Below are 24,489 nucleotides of genomic sequence, written 5' to 3' on the forward strand. Positions count from 1 at the left end.
GGGTGGGCTGGGGTGTGGGGGTAGGCTCAGGCTTGCTGTCCTCCTCAAACACGGCCGTGACAGTCACATCCCCGTTGGACATGGTAAAGGTGTTGTCGGTGATGGTCACGTCGTCACTCTTCCACTCCTTGAAGTGCCAGCCTTCGGCGGCGGTCTGGGTCAGCGTAATGGTGGCGCCAGCCTGGGCGGTGGTGGGATCGGCGGAAGCGGAGCCCTCACCCTGGGTCTGGACGGTGACGTTGTAAGACTGGGGAACCTCCTTGCTGGGGCCATAGACCTCCAGCTCGTCCACGCCCACCCACTGGTTGGCCTGGGGCTTCATGACCACTCGGATGGCGGCGGTCTCCACCGGGTCAAAGGTGGTGTCCAACATCTGGGCATAGTCCTTGGACTCGGGCAGCTCGGTGACGGTGGCCACGGTCTTCCAGTTTTCCTGGCTGTTCATAACAGGCCAGTTGCGGCCGTTGTCCACATGGTCGGCCTGATAATCCAGCTTGTCGGTACCCACGTAGACCTGAATCTCATAGGAGGCGGGCAGACGCACCATGTTGCCCTGCACCACGTTGGGATCGTCGCTGGCAGCCTCATCAATAAAGCCAATGGAAATGCGGTCCACGGTGGTGGTTTCCTTCAAGACGATGCCTACCCAGGGGGCGTCGTGGAACACATTCTCATTTTCCTTGCGCTCCCAGTCCGACCACACCTTCTTGCCCTGTGACACGCTGAAGGTCTTTTCGCCGTCGTTGATGTTGGCGGCGCTGTCGCTGCCAGGGGCGTAGAAGGACACCGCCAGGGGCAAGGTGCTGCCCTCCTGCTTCAATGCCAGATTTTCATCGCCCTGGATGGTAAAGGTCTTGGTGGCGGTGCCGGTGTAGTTTACGATACCTTGCACGGTGACGGTACCGGTTCCGGGGGCGGTGTTGTTGGCGTAGCTCACGGTGTAGTCCAGGCCGTAGGCCAGTGTCTTGCCGTCCAGCACCACAGAGGTGACCTTGGGCTCGATGGCGGAACCGGTGTATTCGTAAGACTCCTGTTCCAGGTTGATCTGGGCCTTGGACAGGTCGATCTTCTCCTGTGCCAGGCGCACCCGCACCTCGGCGGCAGACATAAACGCATTGGCCGTGGAGTTGCTCACCGTCTCCACCCCGTACAGGCGCACAAATTTGGCCTGGACAGGCTGGTCAAACACGGCAATCTTCCAGTCTATGTTGTTGGCCCAGGTACCCTCCGATACCTTGGTCCAATCGGTGCCGTCGGTACTCACTTCCACGCGGTATCCGGTGACCCGGCCATTGGCGTCGCCATCTCCGTTGCCCTGACGGGGCAGGTAGCGCAGCGCGTCCAAGGTGGCGGGTTGCTCCAGCGTCAGCTGGATATAACGCTTATCCGGGTTGTCCGACAGGTCTGCATCCCCCGCCTGGGCATTCCAGTTGGTATGCCAATGGGTGTTATTCTTGCCGTCCACCACGTAGCTGGCCGGGTTGCCGTTCTGCTCGCTGGCGGCGTTGGCCGAGGTCTTGGCGTAGTCATAGTCGCGACTGCCATCGGCGGGATCGTCCTCAGCGGGAGCAGCCCCCAGCTGGATGGTGTAGGTGCCGCGCTTGGCATGGTCCTCCGACTCGGTGAGGATCTTCACCACGTTGTCGTGGGCGGGCAGGACGGTGTAGGAGGCGTTGTTGCCGCTGTCCACCTTCAGAGAGTCCACCACCAGGGCCTCAGTGGAGTAGGTGTGGGCAGCCAGCTCGCTGGCGCTCCACTCCTTGCCGTTGAAGGTGATGCCGGTGAGATCTGCGGAACTGTTGACCGGATAGCTGGTCTCCACGGGATAGAGCTCCACCTCGGTCAGGCCAACGCAGAATGCCTTGGCGGTGGAGGGGCTGCTGGGAGTTCCGGCTTTGCTGGTCAGGTTGATTCGGAGCTTCAGAACCGATGCGGAATCGAAGGTATAGGTGACGCGATAGAGGTGGGCGCCATTGGAATCGCCCAGATCTTCCTCGGTCTGCTTCAGGTTGGCAAAGTCCACATAGCCTTCGCCATTGACGGAGTACTTCAGTTCGATGTTGTCCGGCTTGGCAGCGGACCAGGAGTCGGTGAAGTAGTACAGCACGAGCTTGCCCAGAGCCTGGTTGGTAGCGTAGGTAAACTCAACGCTGGCCTGGTTGCTGCCAGTCTCACCGGACTGGGACCACTTGTATGTGGACCACACATTGTTGTTGGTATCTCCGTTGCCCGTGATGGGCTTGTAAGCGGTGTTGCCATCGCGAATGGCTTCCAGGCTGTCGCTCTGGTAGTTGCTGGCAATGCTCTGGGTCAGCTGGTTGGCGTTGACCGCCACATTTTCGCCATACTGCATGTTGCCCTGGGCCACACGCACAGAGGCAGTAACCTCCAGGGTCTCGCCAAACACAGAGCTGGTGCCCTTGACCAGAGTGGTACCCTCGGTCTTGGTCAGAGCCTCAGGGATCTGCCATTCCACGGGGAACTCGGCATTGAGGATGGTACCGTCGGCCAGAACGGCAGGACGAGACTCGGGCAATCCCACAGACTCTGCGCCCACAGGCACCGTGGTGGAGTAGTTGAGCAGAGCAGCCACACGATCCAGCATGGTGATGTTGACGGTGACGGTGATGTTGCTGCCTTCCAGGGTGCCAGTGATGGCGAAGGAGCCCACTTGCTCAATGAGCTTCTCATCATAGCTGTTCCAGGTCACCTTCAGCTCATCAGAGGTGCCATCGTTGTAGTTGACCTTCACGGTCTCGGGCAGCTGGGGCTTATTGCCCACCTTGACATAGTGGTAACGAGAGATCTCATAGCTGACAATGGTCTTGTCAGCGCCCTCACCGGTCTCAGGGGCAGTGGTCTTCACGGTGACGGAGGTGTCGCTCAGACCGTCGGCCGTTGCAGTGACGGTGAAGGAGCCAGCCTTGTCGGTGGACTGCACAATGGCCACCAGCTGGCCGGCACCCACGTTGCGGCTGGTGCTCTGGTAAGAGGTGTGGTCAGGCTGACGGCCATTATCCACGCCCACAATCTTACCGTCGCCCTTGATGGAGAGCTTGACGTTGACGTCGTCGGTGTTAACCAGGTTGCCGTCGGCATCCTTGACATCGATGGTGATGTAGCTCAGGTCGTCACCGTCGGCCACGATCTCGGTGCGGTCGGCCTGGGCGGTGAGCTGTGTAACCTTGGAAGTGGTCTTGACCACGTTGCGGCCGGAAGTCTTTTCAATGAGATGACCCTCAGCATCATAAGCCTTGGCCTCCAGAGTACCCTCAGCATAGGGAAGCCAGAAGGTAGCGTACAGGCTCTGGTGCCCAGAGGCAGCGCTGAAGGTGTTGGCCTCTCCGTTGGGCATCTCACCAGCAGAGAAGGTACGATAGGTGTAGCCGGCATTGGTGTGGTTCTCGGTGGTCTTGGCAACGCCCACGACCTTCCCGTTCAGCAGCAGCTCCACCTTGGCGGCGTCAGAGTACACCACCACTTCCACCTTGCCATTGCTGTCTCTCTCCACGTCAGCCTCGTTCCAGGTGGGCAGTACATGCAGGGTGGTCACATCATCGTTCCACTGGCTCTGATACAGATAGAAGGTATCCTTGGGCAGGCCATTGGTATCAATGATGCCGAAGTAAGAGGACTTGGGGGACTTGGGCCACACGCCCTGAGCACCGGCGGACACACCGTTCCAGGGGGTAGGCTCGCCGATGTAGTCAAAGCCGGTCCACACAAACTCACCCGTGCTGTTGTCCTGGGTGATGGTGCGCCACCAGGCCTCACTGGCCACATGACCCCAGCCCACCTTACTCTTGTCGTAAGAGGTCAGCAGGTAGTCGCCGTTTTTGTCCGTCTGAGAGCCCTTGCGGTCATACACGCCACGGCTGTTGACGGCAGAAGCGGTCTCGGAGTGGTACACCAGCCAGCCCTTTTCCGCGCCTTTATTCAACACGTCTTCGGTGGTGTAGTTGTAGCCCACCAGGCCGTTGTGCTTGGCAATCACTTCCGCAATGGCGTTGGAGCGGGAATCACCGTTACCATAGTCGGCCTTCAGCTTGTTGTCGCCGAAGGTGATGGGACGGGTGGTGTCGATGCTCTCCACATAGCCGCACAGCTTCTCGGCGATCTCGCCGTAGTTGTTGCCGCCGGACTGAGTCACTTCCAGCAACTCGTTGCCCAGGGAGTACATGATCACAGAGGGAGCGTTCTTGTCCCGGTTGACCATGGTCTTCAGGTCATACTCACTCCAGGTCATCGTGGGAGTGGTGCCCAGCAGATGATTTCCCTCACCCACCGTCTGATTGAAGGTGTGAGAGTAGTCATAGCTGTTGTAGTTCTTCTCCAGAACCCAGGTATCAAAGGCCTCGTCAATGAGCATGATGCCCTTGCGGTTGGCGATCTCCACCAGCTCATCGGCAGCAGGGTTATGGGTGACGCGGATGGCGTTACAACCCATCTCCTTGAGGATGTCGATCTGGCGCTCAATGGCCCGGTACCAGGCCTCGGAGCCCAGAGCGCCCTGGTCGTGGTGCATACACACGCCCTGGAGCTTGGTGATCTCTCCATTGAGCTTCATGCCGTACTCATTGCTGAACTCCATCCAGCGGAAGCCGAACTCGGTGGTGTAGGTGTCCACCACCTGCTCGTCCTGGACGATCTCCGTCTTGACGGTGTACAGATTGGGGTGGTCGGTATCCCACAGAGCGGGGTTGTCCACCTTTGTGGTGAGGGTCACGTCTGCGGTCTTACCCGCCTCGACAGTGATAATATCTCCCTCAACGGTGGCCACAGGCTCCTTGGCATCGCCCTGGTAGATGGACTGATGTACCACCACCTCGGCATCCTCGTTGCTGCTGTTGGCCACGGTGGTGAGCACCTTCACCGTGCCGTCAACTCCATTGCTGGTGGCCAGGTTGGGGGTGGTCACATAGGTGCCATACTTGTCCACGTGCACAGGATCGGTGACGGTGAGGTGCACGGAGCGGTAGATACCGCTGCCGGAGTACCAGCGGCTGGAGGGAGTCTTGTGATCCACCTTCACCGCCAGCACGTTCTCACCATCGTACTTCAGCAGGTCCTGAGGCAGCTCCAGGGAGAAGGCAGTGTAGCCGTAGGGATGGAAGCCCAGCTCCTTGCCGTTGAGGTAGACGGTGGCGTTCATGTACACGCCGCCGAAGTCCACAGTGATAACCTTACCCTTCCAGGCCTCATCCAGGGTAAAGGTCTTACGGTACCAGCCGGTGCCGCCGGGCAGGTAGCCGCTCTCGGCTTCACCGTTCTTGGTGTACTCCTGTTCAATGCTGTAATCGTGGGGCAGATCCACGTCACGCCAGGCAGAGTCGTTGTAATCCACTGCCTCGCTGCCGCTGCCCAGGTTAAACCGCCAGTGGTTGGAGAAATCCACCTGACGGCTGTCCCCGCCGTAGCTGTTGACGTAGACGGTCTCTTCCGGGGAAGATGTCTGTGTGCTTGTAGAGCGAGCCCCTTGTCCTGCAAATGCGCCAACCGTCACCAGGTTGACACAGGTTGCCAAAGCCAAGGCCCCTGCAAGCAGCCGTTTCTTGGAACCCATGATACTCCTCCTTCGATTCGTTTGCCCAAAACTTTTTACACGTTCTGGAAATTACATTTTTTGTCGCCAATGGGGCAAAATGAGCAGGCTAAGTGTACCATGGGTTGTAATAAAACACAATACTAGACTTTTCCTTTTGAGTGGTATTGTGCGGAATAGATAAACGTTATGGATTCTTGTGCAGTTTTTGATTTTCTACATGGTTCTCTCCACAAAACATACCCGTCCAGTAAAATTTTTCGTAAAAATCTATGGGGGATTTTTCGAAAAAAAATTCGGTAACCCGGCCATACAGCCGGGTTACCGAAACAAAATATGTGATTATTTGCCAACAAATTCCTTTGCCACTTCCACAATATGGTCTGCGCACAGGCCAAACTGCTTGAGCAGAGCGCCGGCAGGGCCGGAGTGACCGAACTCGTCGTTGACGCCGATGCGGCGCACGGGAGTGGGGCACTTCTCGCTGAGCACGCCGCACACGGCCTCGCCCAGACCGCCGATGACGTTGTGCTCCTCGCAGGTGATGATCTTGCCGCACTCCTTTGCGGCCTTCAGCACCAGCTCCTCGTCCAGGGGCTTGATGGTGGCCATGTTGATGACCCGGGCGGAGATGCCGGCCTCAGAGAGAGTCTTGGCAGCCTCCAGAGCCTCAGCCACCAGCAGGCCATTGGCGATGATGGCCACGTCAGTGCCCTCGGTGAGCACCTCGCCCTTGCCGATCTGGAAGGAGAAGGTCTCCTCATCGTGGATGACGGGGACGGCGGCGCGGCCAAAGCGCATGTACACAGGGCCCACGTGCTCGTAGGCGGCCTTCACCATGGCCCGGGCCTCCACGTCGTCGGAGGGGGACATGACCACCATGCCGGGGATGGTACGCATGAGGGCGAAGTCCTCACAGCACTGGTGAGAAGCGCCGTCCTCACCCACGGAGATGCCGCCATGGGTGGCGCCGATCTTCACGTTCAGGTGGGGGTAGCCGATGGAGTTGCGCACCTGCTCAAAGGCGCGGCCAGCGGCGAACATGGCGAAGGAGGAGGCAAAGGGCACCAGGCCCATGGTGGAAGCACCAGCGGCCACAGTGATCATGTTGCCCTCGGCGATGCCACAGTCAAAGTGACGGTCGGGGAAGGCCTTGAGGAAGGTGCCGGTCTTGGTGGCGCCAGCCAGGTCAGCGTCAAACACCACCAGGTTGGAGCAGGTAGCGCCCAGCTCCTTCAGAGCGTTGCCGTAGCTCTCACGGGTTGCAATTTTCTTCACGTCTGCCATGTTACATGCCCTCCACTTCTGCCAGGGCAGCCTTCAGCTCGCCCATGGCCTGCTCGTATTCCTGGTCGTTGGGGGCCTTGCCGTGCCAGCCGGCGTTGTTCTCCATGAAGCTCACACCCTTGCCCTTGGTGGTCTTCATGATGATGGCAAAGGGCACGCCCTTTGTCTCACGGGCCTTGGCGAAGGCGGCCTCCATCTCGTCAAAGTTGTGGCCGTCGATCACCGCCACCTCAAAGCCGAAGGCCTTCAGCTTCTCGTCGATGGGGTAGGGGGACATGACGTCGGCCACGTTGCCGTCGATCTGCAGGCCGTTGTTGTCGATGATGGCGCAGAAGTTGTCCAGCTTGTAGTGGTGGGCGAACATGAAAGCCTCCCACACCTGGCCTTCCTGGATCTCGCCGTCACCCAGCAGGGTGTACACCCGGCAGTCCTTGCCCTGGTACTTGGCAGCCAGAGCCATACCGGCAGCGGCGGACACGCCCTGACCCAGAGAGCCGGTGGACATGTCCACGCCGGGGGTCTCGTTCATGTTGGGGTGGCCCTGGAGGTGGCTGCCGATCTGGCGCAGGGTGAGCAGGTCGGACACGGGGAAGAAGCCACGGTTGGCCAAAGCGGCGTAGAGGCCGGGGGCGGTGTGGCCCTTGGAGAGGACAAAACGGTCCCGGTTCTCATCCTTGGGATTGGCGGGGTCCACGTTCATCTCCTTGAAGTAGAGGTAGGTGAACAGGTCGGCGGCGGACAGGCTGCCGCCAGGATGACCGGCCTTGGCGGCGTGGGTACCCTCGATGACACCCATACGCACCTTGCAGGCGGTCACAGCCAGTTGCTTTTTCTCAGCTGCGGTCATAGTTTCAAACTCCTTTTTCCTAAAGTGGGCAACACCCCAAGGGCGTACGAACGTACGCCCTTGGGGACTGTTTGCGGATTTAACCCTGGCCGTAGTAGGCGCCGGGGCCATGCTTGCGCAGGTAGTGCTTGTCCAGCAGTTCCTGCTGCATGGGGGCCAGACCGGGGGTGAGGGCCATGGCGTGGAAGGCCATGAAGGACACCTCTTCCAGAACCACGGCGTTGTGCACCGCGTTCATGGGATCGGTACCCCAGGCGAAGGGGCCATGGCTGTATACCAGGGCGGCAGGCACCTGGGCGGGATCAATGCCCCGCTGGCGGAACGTCTCGATGATGACGTTTCCGGTCTCCAGCTCGTAAGAGCCCCCGATTTCCTCCGGGGTCATGGGCCGGGTGCAGGGAATTTCCCCGTAGAAGTAGTCACCCTGGGTGGTGCCAAAGGCGGGAACGCCCCGCCCAGCCTGGGCAAAGGAGGTGGCCCAACGGCTGTGGGTGTGCACCACGCCGCCCAGTGTGGGGAAGGCCTTGTACAGGGCGATGTGGGTGTCGGTGTCGCTGGAGGGCTTCCACTTGCCCTCCACCCGCTCGCCGGTCTCCAGACTGACCACCACCATGTCCTCCGGGGTCATTCCATCATATTCTACACCAGAAGGCTTGATGACCACAAGCCCTTTTTCACGATCAATGCCGGAAACATTGCCCCAAGTGAAGGTAACCAGCCCGTGAGCGGGCAGTGCCAGGTTGGCCTGGCAGACCAATGCTTTCAGTTCTTCCAGCATATTACTTCCCTCCCGCTTACTTCAGCTTCCAGGCCAGGTCGTTCCAGAACAGTTCCTTCTCCAGGCCTTCCACGGTGGTGTCCTTGCCAATGTGGACAAACTCGATGCCCATAATGGTGGCCCAGTCCTTCATCTGCTCGGCGGTGACGTCGTAGCTGAGGACGGTGTGGTGGGCGCCGCCAGCGGTGATCCAGCACTCCAAACCAGTGGTCAGGGAGGGCTCAGCCTGCCACATCACGCGGGCCACAGGCAGGTTGGGCATATCCATGATGGGCTTGACACAGTGGATGTCCTGGCAGATCAGGCGCAGACGGCCACCCATGTCGATGAGGGAGACCACGATACCGTCGCCTTCCTTGCCCTCAAACACCAGACGGGCGGGGTCTTCCCGGTCGCCGATGCCCAGGGGATGGACCTCGATGCGGGGACGAGCGGCGGCCACAGAGGGGCACACCTCCAGCATGTGAGCGCCCAGGGAGTACTGCTGACCGGGCACCAGGTGATAGGTGTAGTCCTCCATAAAGGCGGAGGCGCCGTTGCCGTTCTCACCCATGACCTTCATGATGGCGGTCATGGCGGACACCTTCCAGTCGCCCTCGCCGCCGTAGCCGTAGCCCTGAGCCATCAGGTGCTGGCTGGCCAGACCGGGCAGCTGCTTCATGCCGTAGAGATCCTGGAAGGTGTTGGCGAAAGCCTTGCAGCCCTCGGCGTCCATCATCTTCTTCATGGCGATCTCTTCCCGAGCCTGATAGCGCACAGTGTCCAGATCATCGGTGGCAAAGTCATACTCGGCCTTGTAGGTGTCCATCAGAGCGTCAATCTCAGCCTCGGTGACCTCGTTCATGGTCTCCACCAGCTTGCCCACAGGCCAGGTGTTCACCTGCCAGCCCAGCTTGGTCTGCACTTCCACCTTGTCGCCCTCGGTGACGGCCACTTCGCGCATGTTGTCGCCAAAACGCATGACCTTCAGAGACTTGGAGAAGTCCACGCCCAGGCAGGTGCGCATCCAGCGGCCCAGACGCTTCTGCACCTCTTCGTCCTTCCAGTAGCCGGCGATGACCTTGCGAGGCATACGCAGGCGGGCGGCGATGAAGCCGTGCTCACGGTCACCGTGGGCAGCCTGGTTGAGGTTCATAAAGTCCATGTCGATCTCCTCGTTGGGGATCTCCAGGTTGTACTGGGTGGCAAAGTGGCAGTAGGGCTTCTGGAGATTGGCCAGACCGTTGATCCACATCTTGGAGGGGGAGAAGGTGTGGCACCAGGTGACGATGCCGCAGCAGTTGTCGTCATAGTTGGCGGCCTTCACCACGTCGGTGATCTCCTGATTGGTCTTGGCGGTGACCTTGTACACCAGCTTACAGGGCAGGTTGCCGGTGGCATTCAGGGTGTCCACCATCTCAGCGGCACGGGCAGCCACGGTCTCCAGCACTTCGGGACCATACAGGAACTGGCTGCCGACGACAAACCAAAACTCTTTGTTGTTCATGGTAATAACCTCCATTTATATGCTTATTATGTATGATTTACACGTGTTCCACAGCGCTGCGCTCCACGGCCAGACCGGCCTTGTAGTGCACCATAAAGTTGGCAAAGCCCTCCACATCTTCGGCCACAGGCTCCACCACGGATACCTTCTGGTCGCCAAAAACCTGGGTGTCCAGGTAATCCTGGAGGGACTGGCCCTCCGCCTTGTGCACGGCGTAGGCAGCCAGCAGAGCCATGCCCCAGGGGCCGCCCTCGCCGGCGGTCTCCATCACAGCCACAGGGCTGTTGGCGGCAGCGGCCATGATGCGCTGGCCCACCACGGGGGTCTTGAAGAAGCCGCCGTGGCCCATGAGCCGGTCCACCTTCACCTGCTCCTTAGCCAGAATGTCCAGCCCCACCTTCAAAGTGGCCAGAGCGGAATACAGCTGGGTCCGCATGAAGTTTGCAAAGTTCAGTTTCGCCTCCGGGCCCCGCACCAGCAGGGGACGGCCGTCACTCAAACCGGTGACCGGCTCGCCGGAGAGGTAGTTGTACAGCAGCAGGCCGTCGCAATCGGCCTTGCCCTCCAGAGCCTTGGTGAACATGGCGGTGTACAGTGCGTTCTTGTCCACCTCATGGCCCAGGGCGGTGAGCAAGCCCTCAAAGACGTTGGCCCAGGCGTTGATTTCGTTGGTACAGTTGTTGCAGTGCACCATGGCCACGGGAGCGCCGTCGGGAGTGGTAACCATGTCGATTTCCTCGTACATGTCCTTCAGGGCCTTCTCCAGCACGATCATAGCAAATACAGAGGTACCGGCGGAGACGTTGCCGGTGCGCTTGGCTACCGCGTTGGTGGCAGCCATGCCGGTGCCTGCGTCGCCCTCGGGGGGGCAGAAGATGGCGCCGGGCTGCAGGTTGCCGGTGGGGTCCAGCAATTTGGCGCCCTCGGGGGTGAGCACGCCGGCGTGGGCACCTGCGGTGGCCACCTGGGGCAGGATGTCCCGCAGCTTCCAGGGATAACCCTTGTCCGAGACCAGCTCGTCGAAGCTGTCCACCATGGTCTGGTCGTAGTCGCAGGTGTTGGAGTCAATGGGGAACACGCCGCTGGCATCGCCCACACCCAGCACGTTGGAGCCGGTGAGCTTCCAGTGGACGTACCCGGCCAGGGTGGTGAGGATGGCGATGTCGGAGACATGCTCCTCCCCGTTGAGGATGGCCTGATACAGGTGGGCAATGGACCAGCGCTGGGGAATGTTGAAGTGGAAGCGCTGGCTCAGAGCCTGAGCGGCGGGGCCGGTGGTGGTGTTGCGCCAGGTACGGAAGGGAGCCAGCAGCTCCCCCTGGGCGTTCAGGGGCAGGTAGCCGTGCATCATGGCGGAAAAGCCCATGCTGGCCACCCGGGTGAGTTTTACTCCATAGCGGGTTCCCACGTCGGCGGACAGGTTGGCATAGGCCTCTTGCAGGCCGGTCCAAACGTCCTCCATGGAGTAGGTCCAGTAGCCGCCCTCATAGCGGTTCTCCCAGCTGTGGTCGCCAGAAGCAATGGGGGCGTGGTCGGGGCCGATGAGCACCGCTTTGATGCGGGTGGAGCCCAACTCGATGCCCAGACAAGCCTCACCAGCGGAGATCATAGATGGAATGTTCATAGTAATAACTCCTCTTTCTCAAAATAAGGAGAACGGAGTGCCTCCAATTGTCTGGCAACCAGAGGCACTCCGCACCAAAACTTAGGTCTTGGGGTCCAGGGGGGATGACTGCGTGGAATCATCCATCTCTGACTCCGAGGCAGGAGCGTCCTCTAAATACTCGCTCTCATGGGGAAGTCGATAGCGGCCAGTGGCCAGCAGGAAAATGTTCCATCCTGCCAAGGCCACACCCACCAGGCCAAAGAGAATCATGGCAATGCCGAACACCATGCCGTTTTGGCCTTGGAAGGCGCCTTCCCGCAGGCCCCAGGCCAGATAAATTAGGTAGGCTCCACAGGCCAGCCGCAGCAGCACATGCAGTTGCAGTGGGCGGCGAAAAGGACGCTTTTGTTTCATAGTATCTTAGCCTTTCTTGCGCTTGGACAGCAGGTCGATGGTAACAGCACCCAGCAGCACGGCGCCCTTGACGATCTTCTGCACGTTGGTGTCGAAGCCAGCCAGGGACATACCGTTGTTCAGAACGCCCATGATCAGAGCGCCAACCACAGCGCCCAGGATGGTGCCCACGCCACCGGAGGTGGCAGCGCCGCCGATGTAGCAGGAGGCGATGGCGTCCATCTCGAACTGGTCGCCGGCCTTGGGGGTAGCGGAAGCGTTACGAGCGGAGAGCACGATGCCAGCCACGCCGCACAGCAGGCCCATGTTGGCGTAGACCCAGAAGAAGACCTTCTCGGTGTTGATACCGGACAGACGAGCAGCCTTGGCGTTACCGCCCATGGCGTAGATCTGACGGCCAGCCACGGTCTGAGTGGTGATGAAGTGGTAGATGCCCACGATGACAGCCAGCAGGATGAGCAGCACGGGCACGCCGGAGAAGCCGGCCAGCTTGTAGAAGAAGAACATCACGATGCCGATGATGACAGCGTCCTTGATGATCAGCTGCCACACGGGAGCGGTGGGAAGACCATGTCTCTTGGTAGCGGCGAAGCTGCGCAGCTCAAGGAGAACAATGAGTACGCTGATGACGATGCCGATGACGATACTGACCATATCCAGGCCGCCCACCTTCACAGTGGGAAGGAAGCCGGTGCTGATCCAGGTGTAGTCAGCGGGCAGAGGGCCCTTGGTCTGGGCCTGGAGGATGACGTAGCAGATACCACGGCCCATGAGCATGGTGGCCAGGGTGACGATGAAGGGGGGGATGGCCAGCTTGGAGACGAACACGCCCACGAAAGCGCCGAACAGAGCGCCCACAGCCAGGGAAGCCAGCATAGCTACGGGAGTGCTGGCACCATAGTCTACGATGAGGGTACCGGCCACAGCGCCGCAGGAGGCGACCACCGAGCCAACGCCCAGGTCCACGTTACCGGTCAACACGCACAGCAGCATACCGACGGCCAGGATGATCACGTAGCCGTTTTGCATGATCAGGTTGTTGACGTTGATGGAAGTCAGGTTCTTGCCATCGGTGAGGAAGGCAAAGATAACGTACACGGCAATGAGAGCCAAAATCATGCCGTACTGCTTCATGCTCAGATTCACATGAGTGGAGGCCACACTTCTGGCCTTAGTCGCGGTCTTTTCCATTATGCATCTCCCTTTCTGTTGTGGGCCATAATACAACCCATGATTCCCTCTTGCGTGATCTCTCCAGACAGCTCGCCGGCGATCTCACCCTCGTTGAGCACGTAGGTGCGGTCGCAGGTGCCGATGATCTCAGGCATTTCGGAGGAAATGATAATCACAGCCTTGCCGGCCTTGGCCAGCTCGTTGATGACACAGTAGATTTCGTACTTGGCGCCCACGTCGATGCCGCGGGTGGGCTCGTCCAGAATCAGAACGTCGGGCTGGGTGAGCATCCACTTGGCCAGAACCACCTTCTGCTGGTTACCGCCGGACAGAGAGCCCACGGTCTGGTTGATGGAGGTGGTCTTGACGTTGATCAGCTTGCGGTACTCCTCCGCCTTCTGGGTCTCCTTGCGCTGATCCACCACGCCCCGCTTGGAGAAGAATTTACCCAGAGCGGACAAGCTCATGTTGAACTTGATGGAGTCGATGAGCACCAGGCCGTAGGTCTTACGGTCCTCAGAGACGTAGGCCAGCTTGTTTTCAATGGCCTGGCGTACCGTCTTGGCCTCAACCTTCTTGCCGTTGATGTACATCTCGCCGGAGATCTTCTGGCCGTAGGAGTGGCCGAACAAGCTCATGGCCAGCTCGGTACGTCCTGCGCCCATCAGGCCAGCCAGACCCACAACCTCGCCGGCCCGGACCTGAATGTTGATGTCCTTAAGCACCTGGCGGTGGGCGTCGTCGGGATGGTACACGTTCCAGTTCTTCAGCTCGAAGATCACATCGCCCTTGGTCACGCCCTCCCGCTTGGGATAGCGGTTGGTGAGCTCACGGCCCACCATGCCCTTGATGATGCGGTCCTCGGAGAAATCATCGGTGCCCTTGTGCAGGGTCTCAATGGTGTGGCCGTCACGGATGATGGTGATGGAGTCGGCCACGTAGCTGATTTCGTTCAGCTTGTGGGAGATGATGATGCAGGTCATGCCCTGGGCCTTGAGCTGGAGCATCAGTTCCAGCAGCTGGGCACTTTCCTTGTCGTTCAAAGCAGCGGTGGGCTCATCCAGGATGAGCAGGTCCGCCTTCTTACCCAGGGCCTTGGCAATTTCAATCAGCTGCTGCTTGCCTACGCCCAGAGCGTTGACGGGGGTGTTGACGTTCTCGTCGGTGAGGCCCACCCGGTCCAACAAGGCCTTGGCCTCCCGGCGGGTGGCGCTCCAGTCGATGACGCCGCCCTTTTTGCGCTCATTGCCCAAGAAAATGTTCTCGGCAATGGAGAGGTAGGGGCTCAGGGCCAGCTCCTGGTGGATGATTACGATGCCCTTGGCCTCGCTCTCACGGATGTTATGGAACTTACACACTTCGCCTTTGTAGACGATGTCGCCGGTGTACTCGCCGTAGGGATACACACCGGACAGCACATTCATCAAGGTGGACTTGCCAGCGCCGTTTTCACCGCAGATGGCCATGATCTCGCCGGGCTTGATCTTGAGGTTCACGTCATCCAGGGCCTTTACACCGGAAAATTCCTTGACAATGTGGTTCATTTCCAGGATGTACTCAGACATTTCTTCAGCTCCTTTTTCCTCTTGTTCACCTTGCTCACCCAAGGCCCATCTGAAGCCGCGCCGGGCTTGGTTATGTAGCTTCAGATAGGTCTCTGGGCGATGGTGGGGGGAGGCAAACCGCCTCCCCCCACCTTGTTCTTCTATTTCTTTGTGGGACGAGCCGAATTAGCCGGCCAGATCCTCAGCGGTGTAGTAGCCGCCGTCCACCAGCAGCTCCTCGTAGTTGCTCTTGTCCACAGCCACGGGGGTGCACAGGTAGGAGGGAACCACCTTCACGCCGTTGTCGTAGGTGGTAGTGTCGTTGACCTCGGGCTCGGTGCCGGTCAGCACGGCGTTGACCATGCCCACGGCCTTGTCAGCCAGCAGACGAGTGTCCTTGTAGATGGTCATGGACTGCTTGCCGGAGATGATGTTCTTAACAGCCATCAGCTCGGCGTCCTGGCCGGTGATCAGAGGCCAGTTGGCATCGGTGTAGCCAGCGCCTTCCAGTGCGGAGCGGATGCCGTAAGCGAAGCCGTCAAAGGCGGAGCAGGCGATGTCCAGATCCTCGTCAGCATAGAAGCCGGAGAGGTAATTCTCGCAGTTCTTCTGAGCTTCCTCCTGGCTCCAGCGGAGGATACAAGTCTCATCGAAAGAAGTACGGCCGCTCTTGCACACCAGGGTGCCGTCGTCCAGGTAGGGCTGGAGCACTTCCATGATGCCCTCATACAGCAGCACAGCGTTGTTGTCGTCGGGAGAGCCCATGAAGAACTCGATGGTGTAGCTCTCGCCAGCGGCCTTAGCGGCCTCCAGGTCCTTGGCTTCCACGATGTAGTTGGCGATGGCGGTACCCACGCCCTTGTTATCGAAGGAGGCGTAGTAGGAAACAGCATCGGTGTCCATCAGCAGACGGTCATAGGCGATGATGGGGATGCCAGCGGTCTTGGCCTGAGCCTCCACCGTGGTCAGAGCGCCGGAGTCCACGGCAGCGATGACCAGGCAGTCCACCTGCTGAGCCACAAAGTTCTCGATCTGGGAGACCTGCATCTGCACGTCGTCCTCCGCGTACTGCAGCTTCACTTCATAACCCAGCTCTTCCAGCTGAGCCTTCATGTTGTCGCCATCCTTGATCCAGCGCTCGGAAGACTGGGTGGGCATGGCGATACCGACGGTCTTGCCCTCGCCGACGCCGCCTTCCCCAGAGGGGGAATCGGAGCCACCGGAGCCACCGTTGCCGCAAGCGGCCAGAGAGAACGCCAGGGCCAGGGACAAGGACAGTGCAAGTAACTTCTTCTTCATTGTTTTGACCTCCGTTCATTTCTTCACCGAACAGTTTTTGTTCCGTTTCCCGTTCGGCTGTTTCTGAGTTCAGTATAGCGATATTATACAAAAAGTCAAGCAGATGTACGAACAAATATATTTTTCTGGGTTTGCAACAATACAAATTTATGAAATCAGGCAGTCAAATTTGAATTCTATCTGTTTTTCCGTTAATTGGTACTCTATTTTTGAGAAATATTCACTTTTAAAAGAGAAAAAATTACAAAATTGAGAATCCATTCATTCGTCAAAGTGAACAACGACGCTTAATATTATTCGCACATTTTTGCACATACCAGCATTTCCCCCAGTCTTTCCCCTTACACCGACACCCATTTTCTGGTGTTTAGTCGGTTTTTGTCCATGCGATTAGGACAAAGTGTTTCAAATAGGTATCTGACTTTTTAGAAATACAAAGACAAATTATAGGACAACCGTTGCACCCCGTAGACAAATATGATATACTCGTGAACATGAGAGATGTGACTGCTTCCTCAGCAGCCCAAGAGAGGAGGGGGACTATGCGGCCGAAGTACCAAACGGTTGCGGATACCCTGCGCCGGGAAATTCAGACCGGGAAATACGACGAAACCATGCTCCTGCCCACGGAACAGACCCTTTGCACCACCTTTCAGGTCAGCCGCCAGACGGTACGGCAGGCTCTGGGCCTGTTGGCCTCGGAGGGGCTCATTGAGCGCCGCCAGGGCAGCGGTTCCCATCTGGCCAAGCGAGATAAGGGAGGACGGCGCACCGTGGCCGTCATTACCACCTACATCAGCAACTATATTTTCCCGTCTATCTTGCGGGAAATCGAAACGGTGCTGTCCGTCAACAACTGCGCCTTGACCTTGTATGCCACCCAAAACCAGGTGGCCAATGAGCGCAAGATCCTCACCTCCCTGCTGGACGAGCATGTGCCCGACGGCATCTTGGTGGAGGGCATCAAGACGGGTCTGCCCAACCCCAACCTGGATTTGTACCGGGAGATTATGGCCCGAGGCATCCCCATGGTGTTCCTCCACGGCTGCTACCAGGAGCTGTCCGACAGCCTGACGGTGTTGGACGACAACTACCGGGGCGGACGGCAGCTGGTGGAATACCTCTATAATAAAGGACACCGGGCCATTATGGGCCTGTTCAAAAACGACGACATTCAGGGCTTGCAGCGCTACTCCGGCTATCTGGAGGGACTGCGGGACCTGGGACTGCCCCTGGAGCAGCAGCACGTCTTCTGGTACAACACGGAGTCCAAGGCGGACTTGTTGGAGTCTGACGAGCCTTGGGAGCAGGTGTTGAAGGTATTGGCCGGCTGTTCGGCCGTGGTGTGCTACAACGACGAGGTGGCCTCCCGTCTGGTGACTATCTTGACCCAGAAGGGCCGTCGGGTGCCCCAGGATGTGGCGGTGGTCAGCTTCGACAACAGCGCATACAGCCAGTTGGCCCCTGTGCCCATCACCTCCCTGTCCCACGGCTCCTACAACGTGGGTCAGATGGCCGCCCAACTGCTGGTGGATCTGTTCCACGGCAAGAAAGGTGCGTCTATGGTGGCGCCCTGGGAGCTGGTGGAGAGACAAAGCAGCTAACAAGCAAGAAAAAAACCGGCGCATACGCGCCGGTTTTTCTTTTGCTGTCTTATCGGTGTTTGCCCATGAAGAACAGAGCCACGCAGCCCGGGCCGGTGTGAGCGCCGATGACAGGGCCAATGTAGTTGAGAATGATCTCCTTTGTGCCGTACTTTGCCTTGATCTGGTCGGCCACAAACTGGGCGTCCGCCTCACAGTCGCTGTGGCTGATGAACATGGTCTGGTTGGCCACGTCCTCCCCCAGCTCGCCCACCTTGTCCACCAGAGCCTGCAAAGAGGCCTTGCGGCCCCGGGCTTTGGCCACGTTGATGAGGTGGCCCTCGTCGTCCACGTGGAGCACGGGCTTGATTTGCAGCATGGTACCCACCACGGCGGTGGCAGCAGACACACGACCGCCCCGCTTGAGGAAGAACAGGTCATCTACGGTGAACCAGTGGCACTGGCGCAGCTTGTTTTCCTCCACCCACTGGGCCACTTCCTCCAGGCTCTTGCCCGCCTGGCGCAGCTTGGCGGCCTGATACACCAGCATGCCCTGGCCCAGAGAGGCGCACAGGGTGTCAATCACTCGGATGGTGCGGTCCGGATACTGCTCAGCCAGGTCCTGGGCGGCAATGGTGTAGGAGTTGAAGGAGGTGGACAGGCCGGAAGAGAAGCTGAGGATCAGGATATCCTGCCCCTGCTCCAGCATGGGGGTAAGAAAGTCGGTGACCTGTCCCACATTGATGGCGTTGGTGGTGGCCATCTCGCCGCCCCGCAGCCGGTCGTAGAAGGTCTTGGGGCTCATCTCCCGGTTGTCCGGATAGTTATAAAAGGTCTTCTCCCCGAAGAGAAAGGCCAGAGGGACGCTATGTAATTCCAGTTCTTCCACCAGGTTGGCGGGCAGATCACAGGACGAGTCGGTGACAATCACATAGTTAGACATGGGACAGTTCCTCCTTATACATAATTTACTTTTTCTTTCCACCCAAAAGCAGGTCGGTGCGATCCGACTTCCGGGCCATGATTTCCAACAGTCTGCGGCACACCAGGCCGTGGGCATAGCTTTGCAGGGCGTAGGTGAGCACCATGCCCGGCAGCTGCTCCACCTCGGCGTTTTCATCCAGCTGGTCGGCAGCCTGGGTCACTGCCTGGTCCAAAAAGCGGCAGAAGTAGTTATACTGCTGCTCCGATGTGCCGTTTTCCCGGCCAATGGCCACCAAGGTGCGCATTTCCCGCACGCTGAGCACCTGCTTCAAGGCGCTGATGGCGGTGAGATAGGCCAAATGCTCCTGGCCGTACTTCTTCCCGTTGGCCCGGGAGAGCAGGCCGTCCTTAATGTAGTTATTGATCATAGCCGAAGTCAATGCGTCCTCCGGCTCAAAGCACACCATCTGTCGGGTGAGGTAGGACACCACCTGATCCATATACAGGGGAATGTCAGGCAACTTGTCCCATCCATCCGGACGCTGGGATGTGAGTTTCTCTTTGAGTTCCACCAGTTCTTCCATGGCAGGCTCCCCTCCAATCTGATGGAGAAAATTATATCACATCGTTTCGGGGACGTAAAGCCCGGAATCCCCCGGCTCCAGCCCCAGCAGCAGCGCCGTGCCCACCTGGGCCAGAAAGGCCATGGGGTCGGGGCCGGTGTAGGGCAGCACCAGCTCCTGCCGCTCCACCATCCCGCCCCCCAGACGGGGAAATTCCCGCTGCACCGCCACCGAGGCCCGGGTGTGGCTCAGGCTGGACAGGGTGAGGGTGTCCCGGCTGGCGCAGCCATAGCTGACCACCGCAGCCGGAGGCAGGGCAAACTGGGGCGCAGGCACATTCCCCGGCACCAGGACATGGGCGCAGGGGGGCAGACACAACGGGCAGGGCGCGTGGGGGGCCACCACCAGCACATCCAACTCCACGCTCCAGTGGGGACAGCGGGCAGAACAGGCCCGGATGAAACAGGGCAACCCCTGGGTCCGTTGGGCCAGTATGGGGCTCAAACTCCCCTCCGGCTCCCACACCCCCACCTGCCACATGTGCGCCACCTCCCTGATTTCGTGCCATTAGCATGGCCAGGTGGCGAAAAAGTATGCAGCTATTCGTGGATTCTCTGGTAAATGGCGTAGTTGACCAGCCCGCCCACAATGAGGATGTTGCCGCACAGGTACAGCCACACCAGCAGGATGATCACCGAGGTCAGCGACCCGTATACCAGGGAGTACCGGGTGGAATGTTCCATAAAGGTGGAGAAGATCATGGAGGCGATGGTCAGCGCCACCGCTGCCAACAGCGCTCCGGGGATCACCGGCGGCCGGGGATGGCTCAAAGGCGCGGCAAACCGGTACAAAAGCAGGATGAACAAAAACACCAGGGCGATGAGCAGCAGGTACTTGGACCACTGCCAGGTGTCCACCTGAGCCACCAGGTCCTCCAGCCGCAGCAGCTGCCCCACCATGCGGAAAAACCAGTTGCCAGTGACCACCACGGTGATGGACAGATAGATGGTAACCAGCAGCAAAATGGAAAACACAAAACTGGCCACCAGCTGGCGCACCCCCAAGAAGGTGGCCCGGCCATAGATCTCGTGCATGATGTTCATCAGCCCCCGCACGGCTGCCGAAGCAAACAGCGCCGACATCACCAGACCCGCCACCAGCATGGCATCCGACTGATGGGTGTCAATATAGCCCAAATAGTCCCGGAAAATCACCAATACCTCTTGGGGCAGCACATAGCTGGCCTCTTCCAGCAGGGCACTCATCTCCAAATTCAGCTTGGAGACAAAGGCGGAGATGCAGATGAGGATGGGGAAAAAGGTGAGCACCAGAAAGTAGGCCAGCTCCGCCGCCGCCCGGCTCACTCGGCAGGAGAAGTACAGCCCCACCACGTCGGAGACAAACGCCACCGGGGGCAGGCGCAAAAACCGTTCCAGCAGCCGTTTCATGGCAGGCCACCTCCTTATGCAAACAAAAACTACTCCCCAGTATACCAGAGGAAAAGAGGCAGGACAACGGGAAGTTTGTCCCTCATTCTACCAGCATGGTCAGCTCTTCCACACGCAAAGAGGGGTTCAGCGCGCGGCTCACGGCGTAACCCAGCACCCGGGACAGATCTGCCACCCGGCTGTCCACCTCCCGTGGAGTGACAAACAGGTCCCGCCCCGGCACATCTGCCGGGGTATGCTCCCCCAACAAGTCCTGGATGAGGGTAGCCCCGTCCACCACCGTGGGCACCCCCAGGCTCACTACCGGCACCCCCAGGGTCTCCCGGTTCAGCCCTTGGCGGTGGTTGCCCACCCCGGAGCCGGGGACAATGCCAGTATCGGAGAGCTGCACCGTGCGGCACAGCCGCTCCACCGACCGGGCGGCCAATGCATCAATGGCCAGCACGCAGGCGGGGTGGAGCCGTTCCACCAGGGCCTCCACCACCGCCCCGCTCTCCATCCCCGTGGTACCCAGCACGCCGGGGACCAGCGCCGCCACTGGACGCAGGTGGGAAAACTGGGGCAGGGCCTCCACCAGATGCCGGGTTACCAGGGTGAAATCCACCGCCTTGGGCCCCACCACGTCGGGGGTCATGGCCCGGTTGCCCAGCCCCACCACCAGGGCCAGCCCCTTTCCCGGCAGCATGGGGGTCAAAAGCCCCGCCACCGCCTCCACCGCCCGGGAAAATCCATCCTCCTCCCGGCGCAGCAGCCCGTCCAGCTCCACGGTCACGTAGGTGCCCACCGGCTTGCCCAGGGTTTGGGCCGCCTGGGCGGTGCGCACCTGCACCACGTGGGCCTCATACCCCTCACAGGTCATCTCCCGGCTGTCCACCCCATCCACCTCTCCGTGCAACTGGTGGGCCTCCTGGGCCAAATCCGTGCGAATGCTCCTCATACCCCGCTCTCCTTCCACTACATGTTGTGTAAAATAGGAAAATGTCTCCCTATTTTTTGCCCCGGAAAAAATTTTTATACAAATAGCAAATTAAGTGTTGCTTTTTTTGAAGTTTCATGCTAGAATACATATCTGCGACGGGAAACTGCGCAAAAACAAGAAATCACATCGGAGGAGGTGTTTGGTTTGCCCAATATCAAGTCTGCCAAAAAGCGTGTTCTGGTGAATGCTACCAAGGCGGCTCAGAACAAGGCTCAGAAGTCCGCGCTGAAGACCGACCTGAAGAAGTTTGAGGCCGCGGTGGCCGAAGGCAACCGCAGCGAGGCCGATGCCGCTTATAAGGTGGCCGTTAAGGCCGTGGATCAGGCTGCTGCCAAGGGTCTGCTGCACAAGAACAATGCCGCTCACAAGAAGAGCGCCATGACTGTGAAGCTCAACAAGCTGGCCTGAGCAAGTGGTGTCTGATCGCTAAAGCCAAAGCACGAAAAGCCGTCTGCCATGCAGACGGCTTTTATTTTTTCTGCCAAAGGAGTGTTTTCCGTGATTCGTTGGGAATGTGACTATGCCGAGGGGTGCCACCCCCGGCTTTTGGAGGCCCTGACCCGCACCAACATGGAGCAGACCCCCGGCTATGGGGTGGACGCCCACTGTGACCGGGCCCGCAGTCTGATCCGGGACCTGTGCCAGGCCCCCCAGGCTACCGTGGAGTTTTTGGTGGGTGGCACCCAGACCAACACCACCGTCATCGCCGCCGCTCTGCGCCCCCATCAGGGCGTTCTGTGCGCCCACACCGGGCACATCAACTGCCACGAGACCGGGGCCATTGAGTCCACCGGCCACAAAGTGCTCCCCCTCCCCTCCCAGGACGGGAAAATCACCGCCCAGCAGGTGCGCCAAGCGGTGGAAGCCCACGGACAAGACGCCACCCACGAGCATATGGTACTGCCTGGCATGGTGTACATCTCCCACCCCACCGAGCAGGGCACGGTGTACACCGCCCAGGAGCTCACCGCCATCTCCCAGGTGTGCCGGGAGTATGGCCTGCCCCTGTTTGTAGACGGGGCTCGGCTGGCCTACGGTCTGGCCGCTGAGCCCAGCGTCACCCTCCCCCTGCTCTATGAGCTGTGCGACGTGTTCTACCTAGGCGGCACCAAGGTGGGGGCTCTGTTCGGGGAGGCGGTGGTGATCTCCAACCCCACCCTGGCCCGGGACTTCCGCTACCTCATCAAGCAGCGAGGCGGCATGTTGGCCAAGGGCCGCCTGCTGGGGGTGCAGTTTGAGACGCTGCTGGAGGACGGCCTGTACTTCCGTCTGGGCGAAAACGGCGTGGAGCAGGCCCGCAAGCTGTCCCAGGCCTTCCAGGCCAAGGGCTACCAAATACGCTACGACTCCCCCACCAACCAGCTCTTCCCCATCCTTCCCGACTCTCATTTGGAGCGTTTGGCGGGCAAACACGCCTATTCCTTCTGGGAGAAGGTGGACGAGAGCCACACCGCCGTGCGCTTTTGCACCAGCTGGTGCACCACCGATGCGCAGGTGGCGCAGCTGGTGGCGGATTTGGATGAGCTGTAAAAAAACCAAAAGCCCTCGGCAGAGTTTCCCCGCCCAAAGGCGGGGAAATAAATTGAAATCTGTTTTTTCCGGGGACATGTGCATCGAAAAAAACACTTCTCAGCCCGCCAGTGTGGCCTTGGGTCGCCCTTTGACCCAAGGATGCGCGCAGCGGGCTGCATCCCCTCGAGAAAATGCTGGCATTTTCGAGAAGCGTGTCGAACTTTTTCGACACGCTAAAAAATCCCCTTGGTGACGTGCACCAAGGGGATTTTTATGTATCTGGGTTAGGCCAGAGCGGCGGTAATAATGGCCATGGAGTAGACCTCCATGGCGTTGCAGCCACGGGACAGGTCGTTGATGGGGGCGTTCAGACCCAGCAGAATGGGGCCGTACGCGTCGAAATTCCCAAGGCGCTGCACCATCTTGTAGCCGATGTTGCCGGCGTTGATGTCGGGGAAGATGAAGGTGTTGGCGTAGCCAGCCACGGGGGAGTCGGGGCACTTCAGGCCGCCCACAGCGGGAGACACGGCGGCGTCAAACTGCAGCTCGCCATCCACGGCAAAGTCGGGGTTGGTGGCCAGCAGCTTCTGGGTGGCGTTGCGCATCTTGTCCACGTCGGGGCCCTTGCCGGAACCCTTGGTGGAGTAGCTCAGCAGAGCCACCTTGGGGTCGATGCCGAACACGCGGGCGCAGTGGGCGCACTCCCGGGCGATCTCCACCAGATCATCCTCGGTGGGATCAATGTTGATGGCGCAGTCGCCCATGGCCAGCACCTCGTTGGAGCCGGTGGCGGCAGCACGCACCATGATAAAGCAAGAGGAAACAATCTTGTTGCCAGGCTTGGTCTTAATCAGCTGCAGAGCGGGACGCACGGTGTCGGCGGTGGAGTAAGTGGCGCCGCCCAGCAGGCAGTCAGCCACGCCCATCTTCACCAGCATGGTGCCGAAGTAGTTGCCCTGGAGCAGCAGCTCCCGGCACTGCTCGGGGGTCATCTTACCCTTGCGCAGCTCCACCATGGCAGCCACCATTTCCTCCATCTTGTCGTACTTGGCAGGGTCCATGATAATGGCACCGTTGATGTTAAAACCGGTCTTCTCGGCGGCAGCCTGCACCTCTTCCTGGTTGCCAATCAGAATGGGCTTGAGGAAGGTGGAGGACAGCAGACGGGCAGAAGCCTCCAGAATGCGGGCGTCGGTGCCCTCGGTGAACACGATGGTCTTAGGATTCGCTTTCAGCTTTTCAATCAGTTTTCCAAACATGAGATGGATTCCCTCCATAATTAAAAAAGTAACACAAGTTATGTCGCCTAATAATGTAGCACCATCCCACCCAGATTGCAAGGGTCTGGAAAAAGAAATGTCAAGGAATTTAAGGGTTTTCACGCTAAATCAGCAGTAAACTTTGTTAAAAAATTCTCAATTAGCTTTTGCAAACCAGTTTCAGGAAATCCACCCCCCTGCCAAGGTCCATATGGTGGAAAATCACAAAAATGCTCTCAGCAATT

19 protein-coding genes are annotated in these 24,489 nt (G+C 59.3%); 3 read left to right on the forward strand and 16 right to left on the reverse strand.

Annotation, left to right across the window (positions count from 1 at the left end):
• The 10 genes from B5G37_RS11525 to chvE all read right to left on the reverse strand — a co-directional run.
• Positions 1-5,563 (reverse strand): discoidin domain-containing protein (locus B5G37_RS11525; RefSeq protein WP_087257649.1); only part of this gene is annotated, 5,563 nt, incomplete at its 3' end.
• A 321-nt stretch (positions 5,564-5,884) separates the two neighbouring features.
• A complete protein-coding gene (locus B5G37_RS11530; RefSeq protein WP_087257653.1) occupies positions 5,885-6,829 on the reverse strand; it encodes a transketolase family protein in 945 nt (314 codons plus the stop codon).
• A gap of 1 nt (position 6,830) precedes the next feature.
• Positions 6,831-7,676, reverse strand: coding sequence for a transketolase (locus tag B5G37_RS11535; RefSeq protein WP_087257656.1), 846 nt, complete (start codon positions 7,674-7,676; stop codon positions 6,831-6,833).
• 79 nt (positions 7,677-7,755) lie between these two features.
• On the reverse strand, positions 7,756-8,454 hold the full coding sequence (locus tag B5G37_RS11540) for an L-ribulose-5-phosphate 4-epimerase (protein WP_087257659.1): 699 nt from the start codon (positions 8,452-8,454) through the stop codon (positions 7,756-7,758).
• 16 nt (positions 8,455-8,470) lie between these two features.
• Positions 8,471-9,940 carry an L-arabinose isomerase gene (gene araA / locus B5G37_RS11545; protein ID WP_087257662.1) on the reverse strand — a complete coding sequence of 490 codons (1,470 nt, stop codon included), beginning with the start codon at positions 9,938-9,940 and terminating at the stop codon, positions 8,471-8,473.
• A 37-nt stretch (positions 9,941-9,977) separates the two neighbouring features.
• Positions 9,978-11,564, reverse strand: a complete 1,587-nt coding sequence (locus tag B5G37_RS11550; protein ID WP_087257664.1) for an FGGY-family carbohydrate kinase — start codon at positions 11,562-11,564, stop codon at positions 9,978-9,980.
• 81 nt (positions 11,565-11,645) lie between these two features.
• On the reverse strand, positions 11,646-11,960 hold the full coding sequence (locus B5G37_RS11555; protein WP_087257667.1) for a hypothetical protein: 315 nt from the start codon (positions 11,958-11,960) through the stop codon (positions 11,646-11,648).
• 6 nt (positions 11,961-11,966) lie between these two features.
• Positions 11,967-13,151, reverse strand: coding sequence for a multiple monosaccharide ABC transporter permease (mmsB, locus tag B5G37_RS11560; RefSeq protein ID WP_087257669.1), 1,185 nt, complete (start codon positions 13,149-13,151; stop codon positions 11,967-11,969).
• On the reverse strand, positions 13,151-14,698 hold the full coding sequence (mmsA, locus tag B5G37_RS11565) for a multiple monosaccharide ABC transporter ATP-binding protein (RefSeq protein WP_087257672.1): 1,548 nt from the start codon (positions 14,696-14,698) through the stop codon (positions 13,151-13,153). Before mmsA ends, mmsB begins: the two co-directional genes overlap by 1 nt.
• 165 nt (positions 14,699-14,863) lie before the next feature.
• The gene (gene chvE, locus B5G37_RS11570; protein ID WP_087257675.1) at positions 14,864-15,976 is read right to left on the reverse strand and encodes a multiple monosaccharide ABC transporter substrate-binding protein; all 1,113 of its coding nucleotides are present in this window, start codon (positions 15,974-15,976) and stop codon (positions 14,864-14,866) included.
• A gap of 542 nt (positions 15,977-16,518) precedes the next feature.
• Between chvE and B5G37_RS11575 the strand changes: the two genes are divergently transcribed.
• Positions 16,519-17,580 carry a GntR family transcriptional regulator gene (locus B5G37_RS11575; RefSeq protein ID WP_087257678.1) on the forward strand — a complete coding sequence of 354 codons (1,062 nt, stop codon included), beginning with the start codon at positions 16,519-16,521 and terminating at the stop codon, positions 17,578-17,580.
• 49 nt (positions 17,581-17,629) lie between these two features.
• Here B5G37_RS11575 and B5G37_RS11580 read toward each other — a convergent pair whose 3' ends face one another.
• The 5 genes from B5G37_RS11580 to gpr form a co-directional block, all read right to left on the reverse strand.
• Complete coding sequence (locus B5G37_RS11580) at positions 17,630-18,502, reverse strand: DegV family protein (protein ID WP_087257681.1); 873 nt, start codon at positions 18,500-18,502, stop codon at positions 17,630-17,632.
• 25 nt (positions 18,503-18,527) lie between these two features.
• Positions 18,528-19,067 (reverse strand): DUF1836 domain-containing protein, encoded by a 540-nt coding sequence (locus B5G37_RS11585; RefSeq protein ID WP_087257684.1) that lies wholly within the window; start codon positions 19,065-19,067, stop codon positions 18,528-18,530.
• A 36-nt stretch (positions 19,068-19,103) separates the two neighbouring features.
• Positions 19,104-19,586 carry a hypothetical protein gene (locus B5G37_RS11590; protein ID WP_087257687.1) on the reverse strand — a complete coding sequence of 161 codons (483 nt, stop codon included), beginning with the start codon at positions 19,584-19,586 and terminating at the stop codon, positions 19,104-19,106.
• Between the two features lie 59 nt (positions 19,587-19,645).
• A complete protein-coding gene (locus B5G37_RS11595) occupies positions 19,646-20,494 on the reverse strand; it encodes a YihY/virulence factor BrkB family protein (protein ID WP_087257690.1) in 849 nt (282 codons plus the stop codon).
• A gap of 82 nt (positions 20,495-20,576) precedes the next feature.
• Positions 20,577-21,431, reverse strand: a complete 855-nt coding sequence (gene gpr / locus B5G37_RS11600; protein ID WP_087257693.1) for a GPR endopeptidase — start codon at positions 21,429-21,431, stop codon at positions 20,577-20,579.
• Positions 21,432-21,617: 186 nt separating this feature from the next.
• On the opposite strand from gpr, the gene rpsT reads away from it, so the two are divergent.
• Together rpsT and B5G37_RS11610 are read left to right on the forward strand one after the other, a co-directional pair.
• Entirely contained in the window at positions 21,618-21,881 is a 264-nt protein-coding gene (rpsT, locus tag B5G37_RS11605; protein ID WP_087232901.1) for a 30S ribosomal protein S20, read from the forward strand.
• A gap of 90 nt (positions 21,882-21,971) precedes the next feature.
• Positions 21,972-23,003, forward strand: a complete 1,032-nt coding sequence (locus tag B5G37_RS11610; protein WP_087257709.1) for an aminotransferase class I/II-fold pyridoxal phosphate-dependent enzyme — start codon at positions 21,972-21,974, stop codon at positions 23,001-23,003.
• 266 nt (positions 23,004-23,269) lie between these two features.
• Here the strand turns inward: B5G37_RS11610 and pta are convergent, their stop codons facing one another.
• Complete coding sequence (gene pta / locus B5G37_RS11615) at positions 23,270-24,244, reverse strand: phosphate acetyltransferase (protein ID WP_087257695.1); 975 nt, start codon at positions 24,242-24,244, stop codon at positions 23,270-23,272.
• Positions 24,245-24,489 lie beyond the last annotated feature (245 nt).

Source organism: Pseudoflavonifractor sp. An85 (genome assembly GCF_002161235.1).
Taxonomy (GTDB): domain Bacteria; phylum Bacillota; class Clostridia; order Oscillospirales; family Oscillospiraceae; genus Enterenecus.

Excerpts from the sequence above, each read along its gene's own strand:
- B5G37_RS11530 (WP_087257653.1), bottom strand. The coding sequence starts at position 6,829 with ATGGCAGACGTGAAGAAAATTGCAACCCGTGAGAGCTACGGCAACGCT.
- B5G37_RS11535 (WP_087257656.1), bottom strand. The coding sequence starts at position 7,676 with ATGACCGCAGCTGAGAAAAAGCAACTGGCTGTGACCGCCTGCAAGGTG.
- B5G37_RS11540 (WP_087257659.1), bottom strand. The coding sequence starts at position 8,454 with ATGCTGGAAGAACTGAAAGCATTGGTCTGCCAGGCCAACCTGGCACTG.
- araA (WP_087257662.1), bottom strand. The coding sequence starts at position 9,940 with ATGAACAACAAAGAGTTTTGGTTTGTCGTCGGCAGCCAGTTCCTGTAT.
- B5G37_RS11550 (WP_087257664.1), bottom strand. The coding sequence starts at position 11,564 with ATGAACATTCCATCTATGATCTCCGCTGGTGAGGCTTGTCTGGGCATC.
- B5G37_RS11555 (WP_087257667.1), bottom strand. The coding sequence starts at position 11,960 with ATGAAACAAAAGCGTCCTTTTCGCCGCCCACTGCAACTGCATGTGCTG.
- mmsB (WP_087257669.1), bottom strand. The coding sequence starts at position 13,151 with ATGGAAAAGACCGCGACTAAGGCCAGAAGTGTGGCCTCCACTCATGTG.
- mmsA (WP_087257672.1), bottom strand. The coding sequence starts at position 14,698 with ATGTCTGAGTACATCCTGGAAATGAACCACATTGTCAAGGAATTTTCC.
- chvE (WP_087257675.1), bottom strand. The coding sequence starts at position 15,976 with ATGAAGAAGAAGTTACTTGCACTGTCCTTGTCCCTGGCCCTGGCGTTC.
- B5G37_RS11575 (WP_087257678.1), top strand. The coding sequence starts at position 16,519 with ATGCGGCCGAAGTACCAAACGGTTGCGGATACCCTGCGCCGGGAAATT.
- B5G37_RS11580 (WP_087257681.1), bottom strand. The coding sequence starts at position 18,502 with ATGTCTAACTATGTGATTGTCACCGACTCGTCCTGTGATCTGCCCGCC.
- B5G37_RS11585 (WP_087257684.1), bottom strand. The coding sequence starts at position 19,067 with ATGGAAGAACTGGTGGAACTCAAAGAGAAACTCACATCCCAGCGTCCG.
- B5G37_RS11590 (WP_087257687.1), bottom strand. The coding sequence starts at position 19,586 with ATGTGGCAGGTGGGGGTGTGGGAGCCGGAGGGGAGTTTGAGCCCCATA.
- B5G37_RS11595 (WP_087257690.1), bottom strand. The coding sequence starts at position 20,494 with ATGAAACGGCTGCTGGAACGGTTTTTGCGCCTGCCCCCGGTGGCGTTT.
- gpr (WP_087257693.1), bottom strand. The coding sequence starts at position 21,431 with ATGAGGAGCATTCGCACGGATTTGGCCCAGGAGGCCCACCAGTTGCAC.
- pta (WP_087257695.1), bottom strand. The coding sequence starts at position 24,244 with ATGTTTGGAAAACTGATTGAAAAGCTGAAAGCGAATCCTAAGACCATC.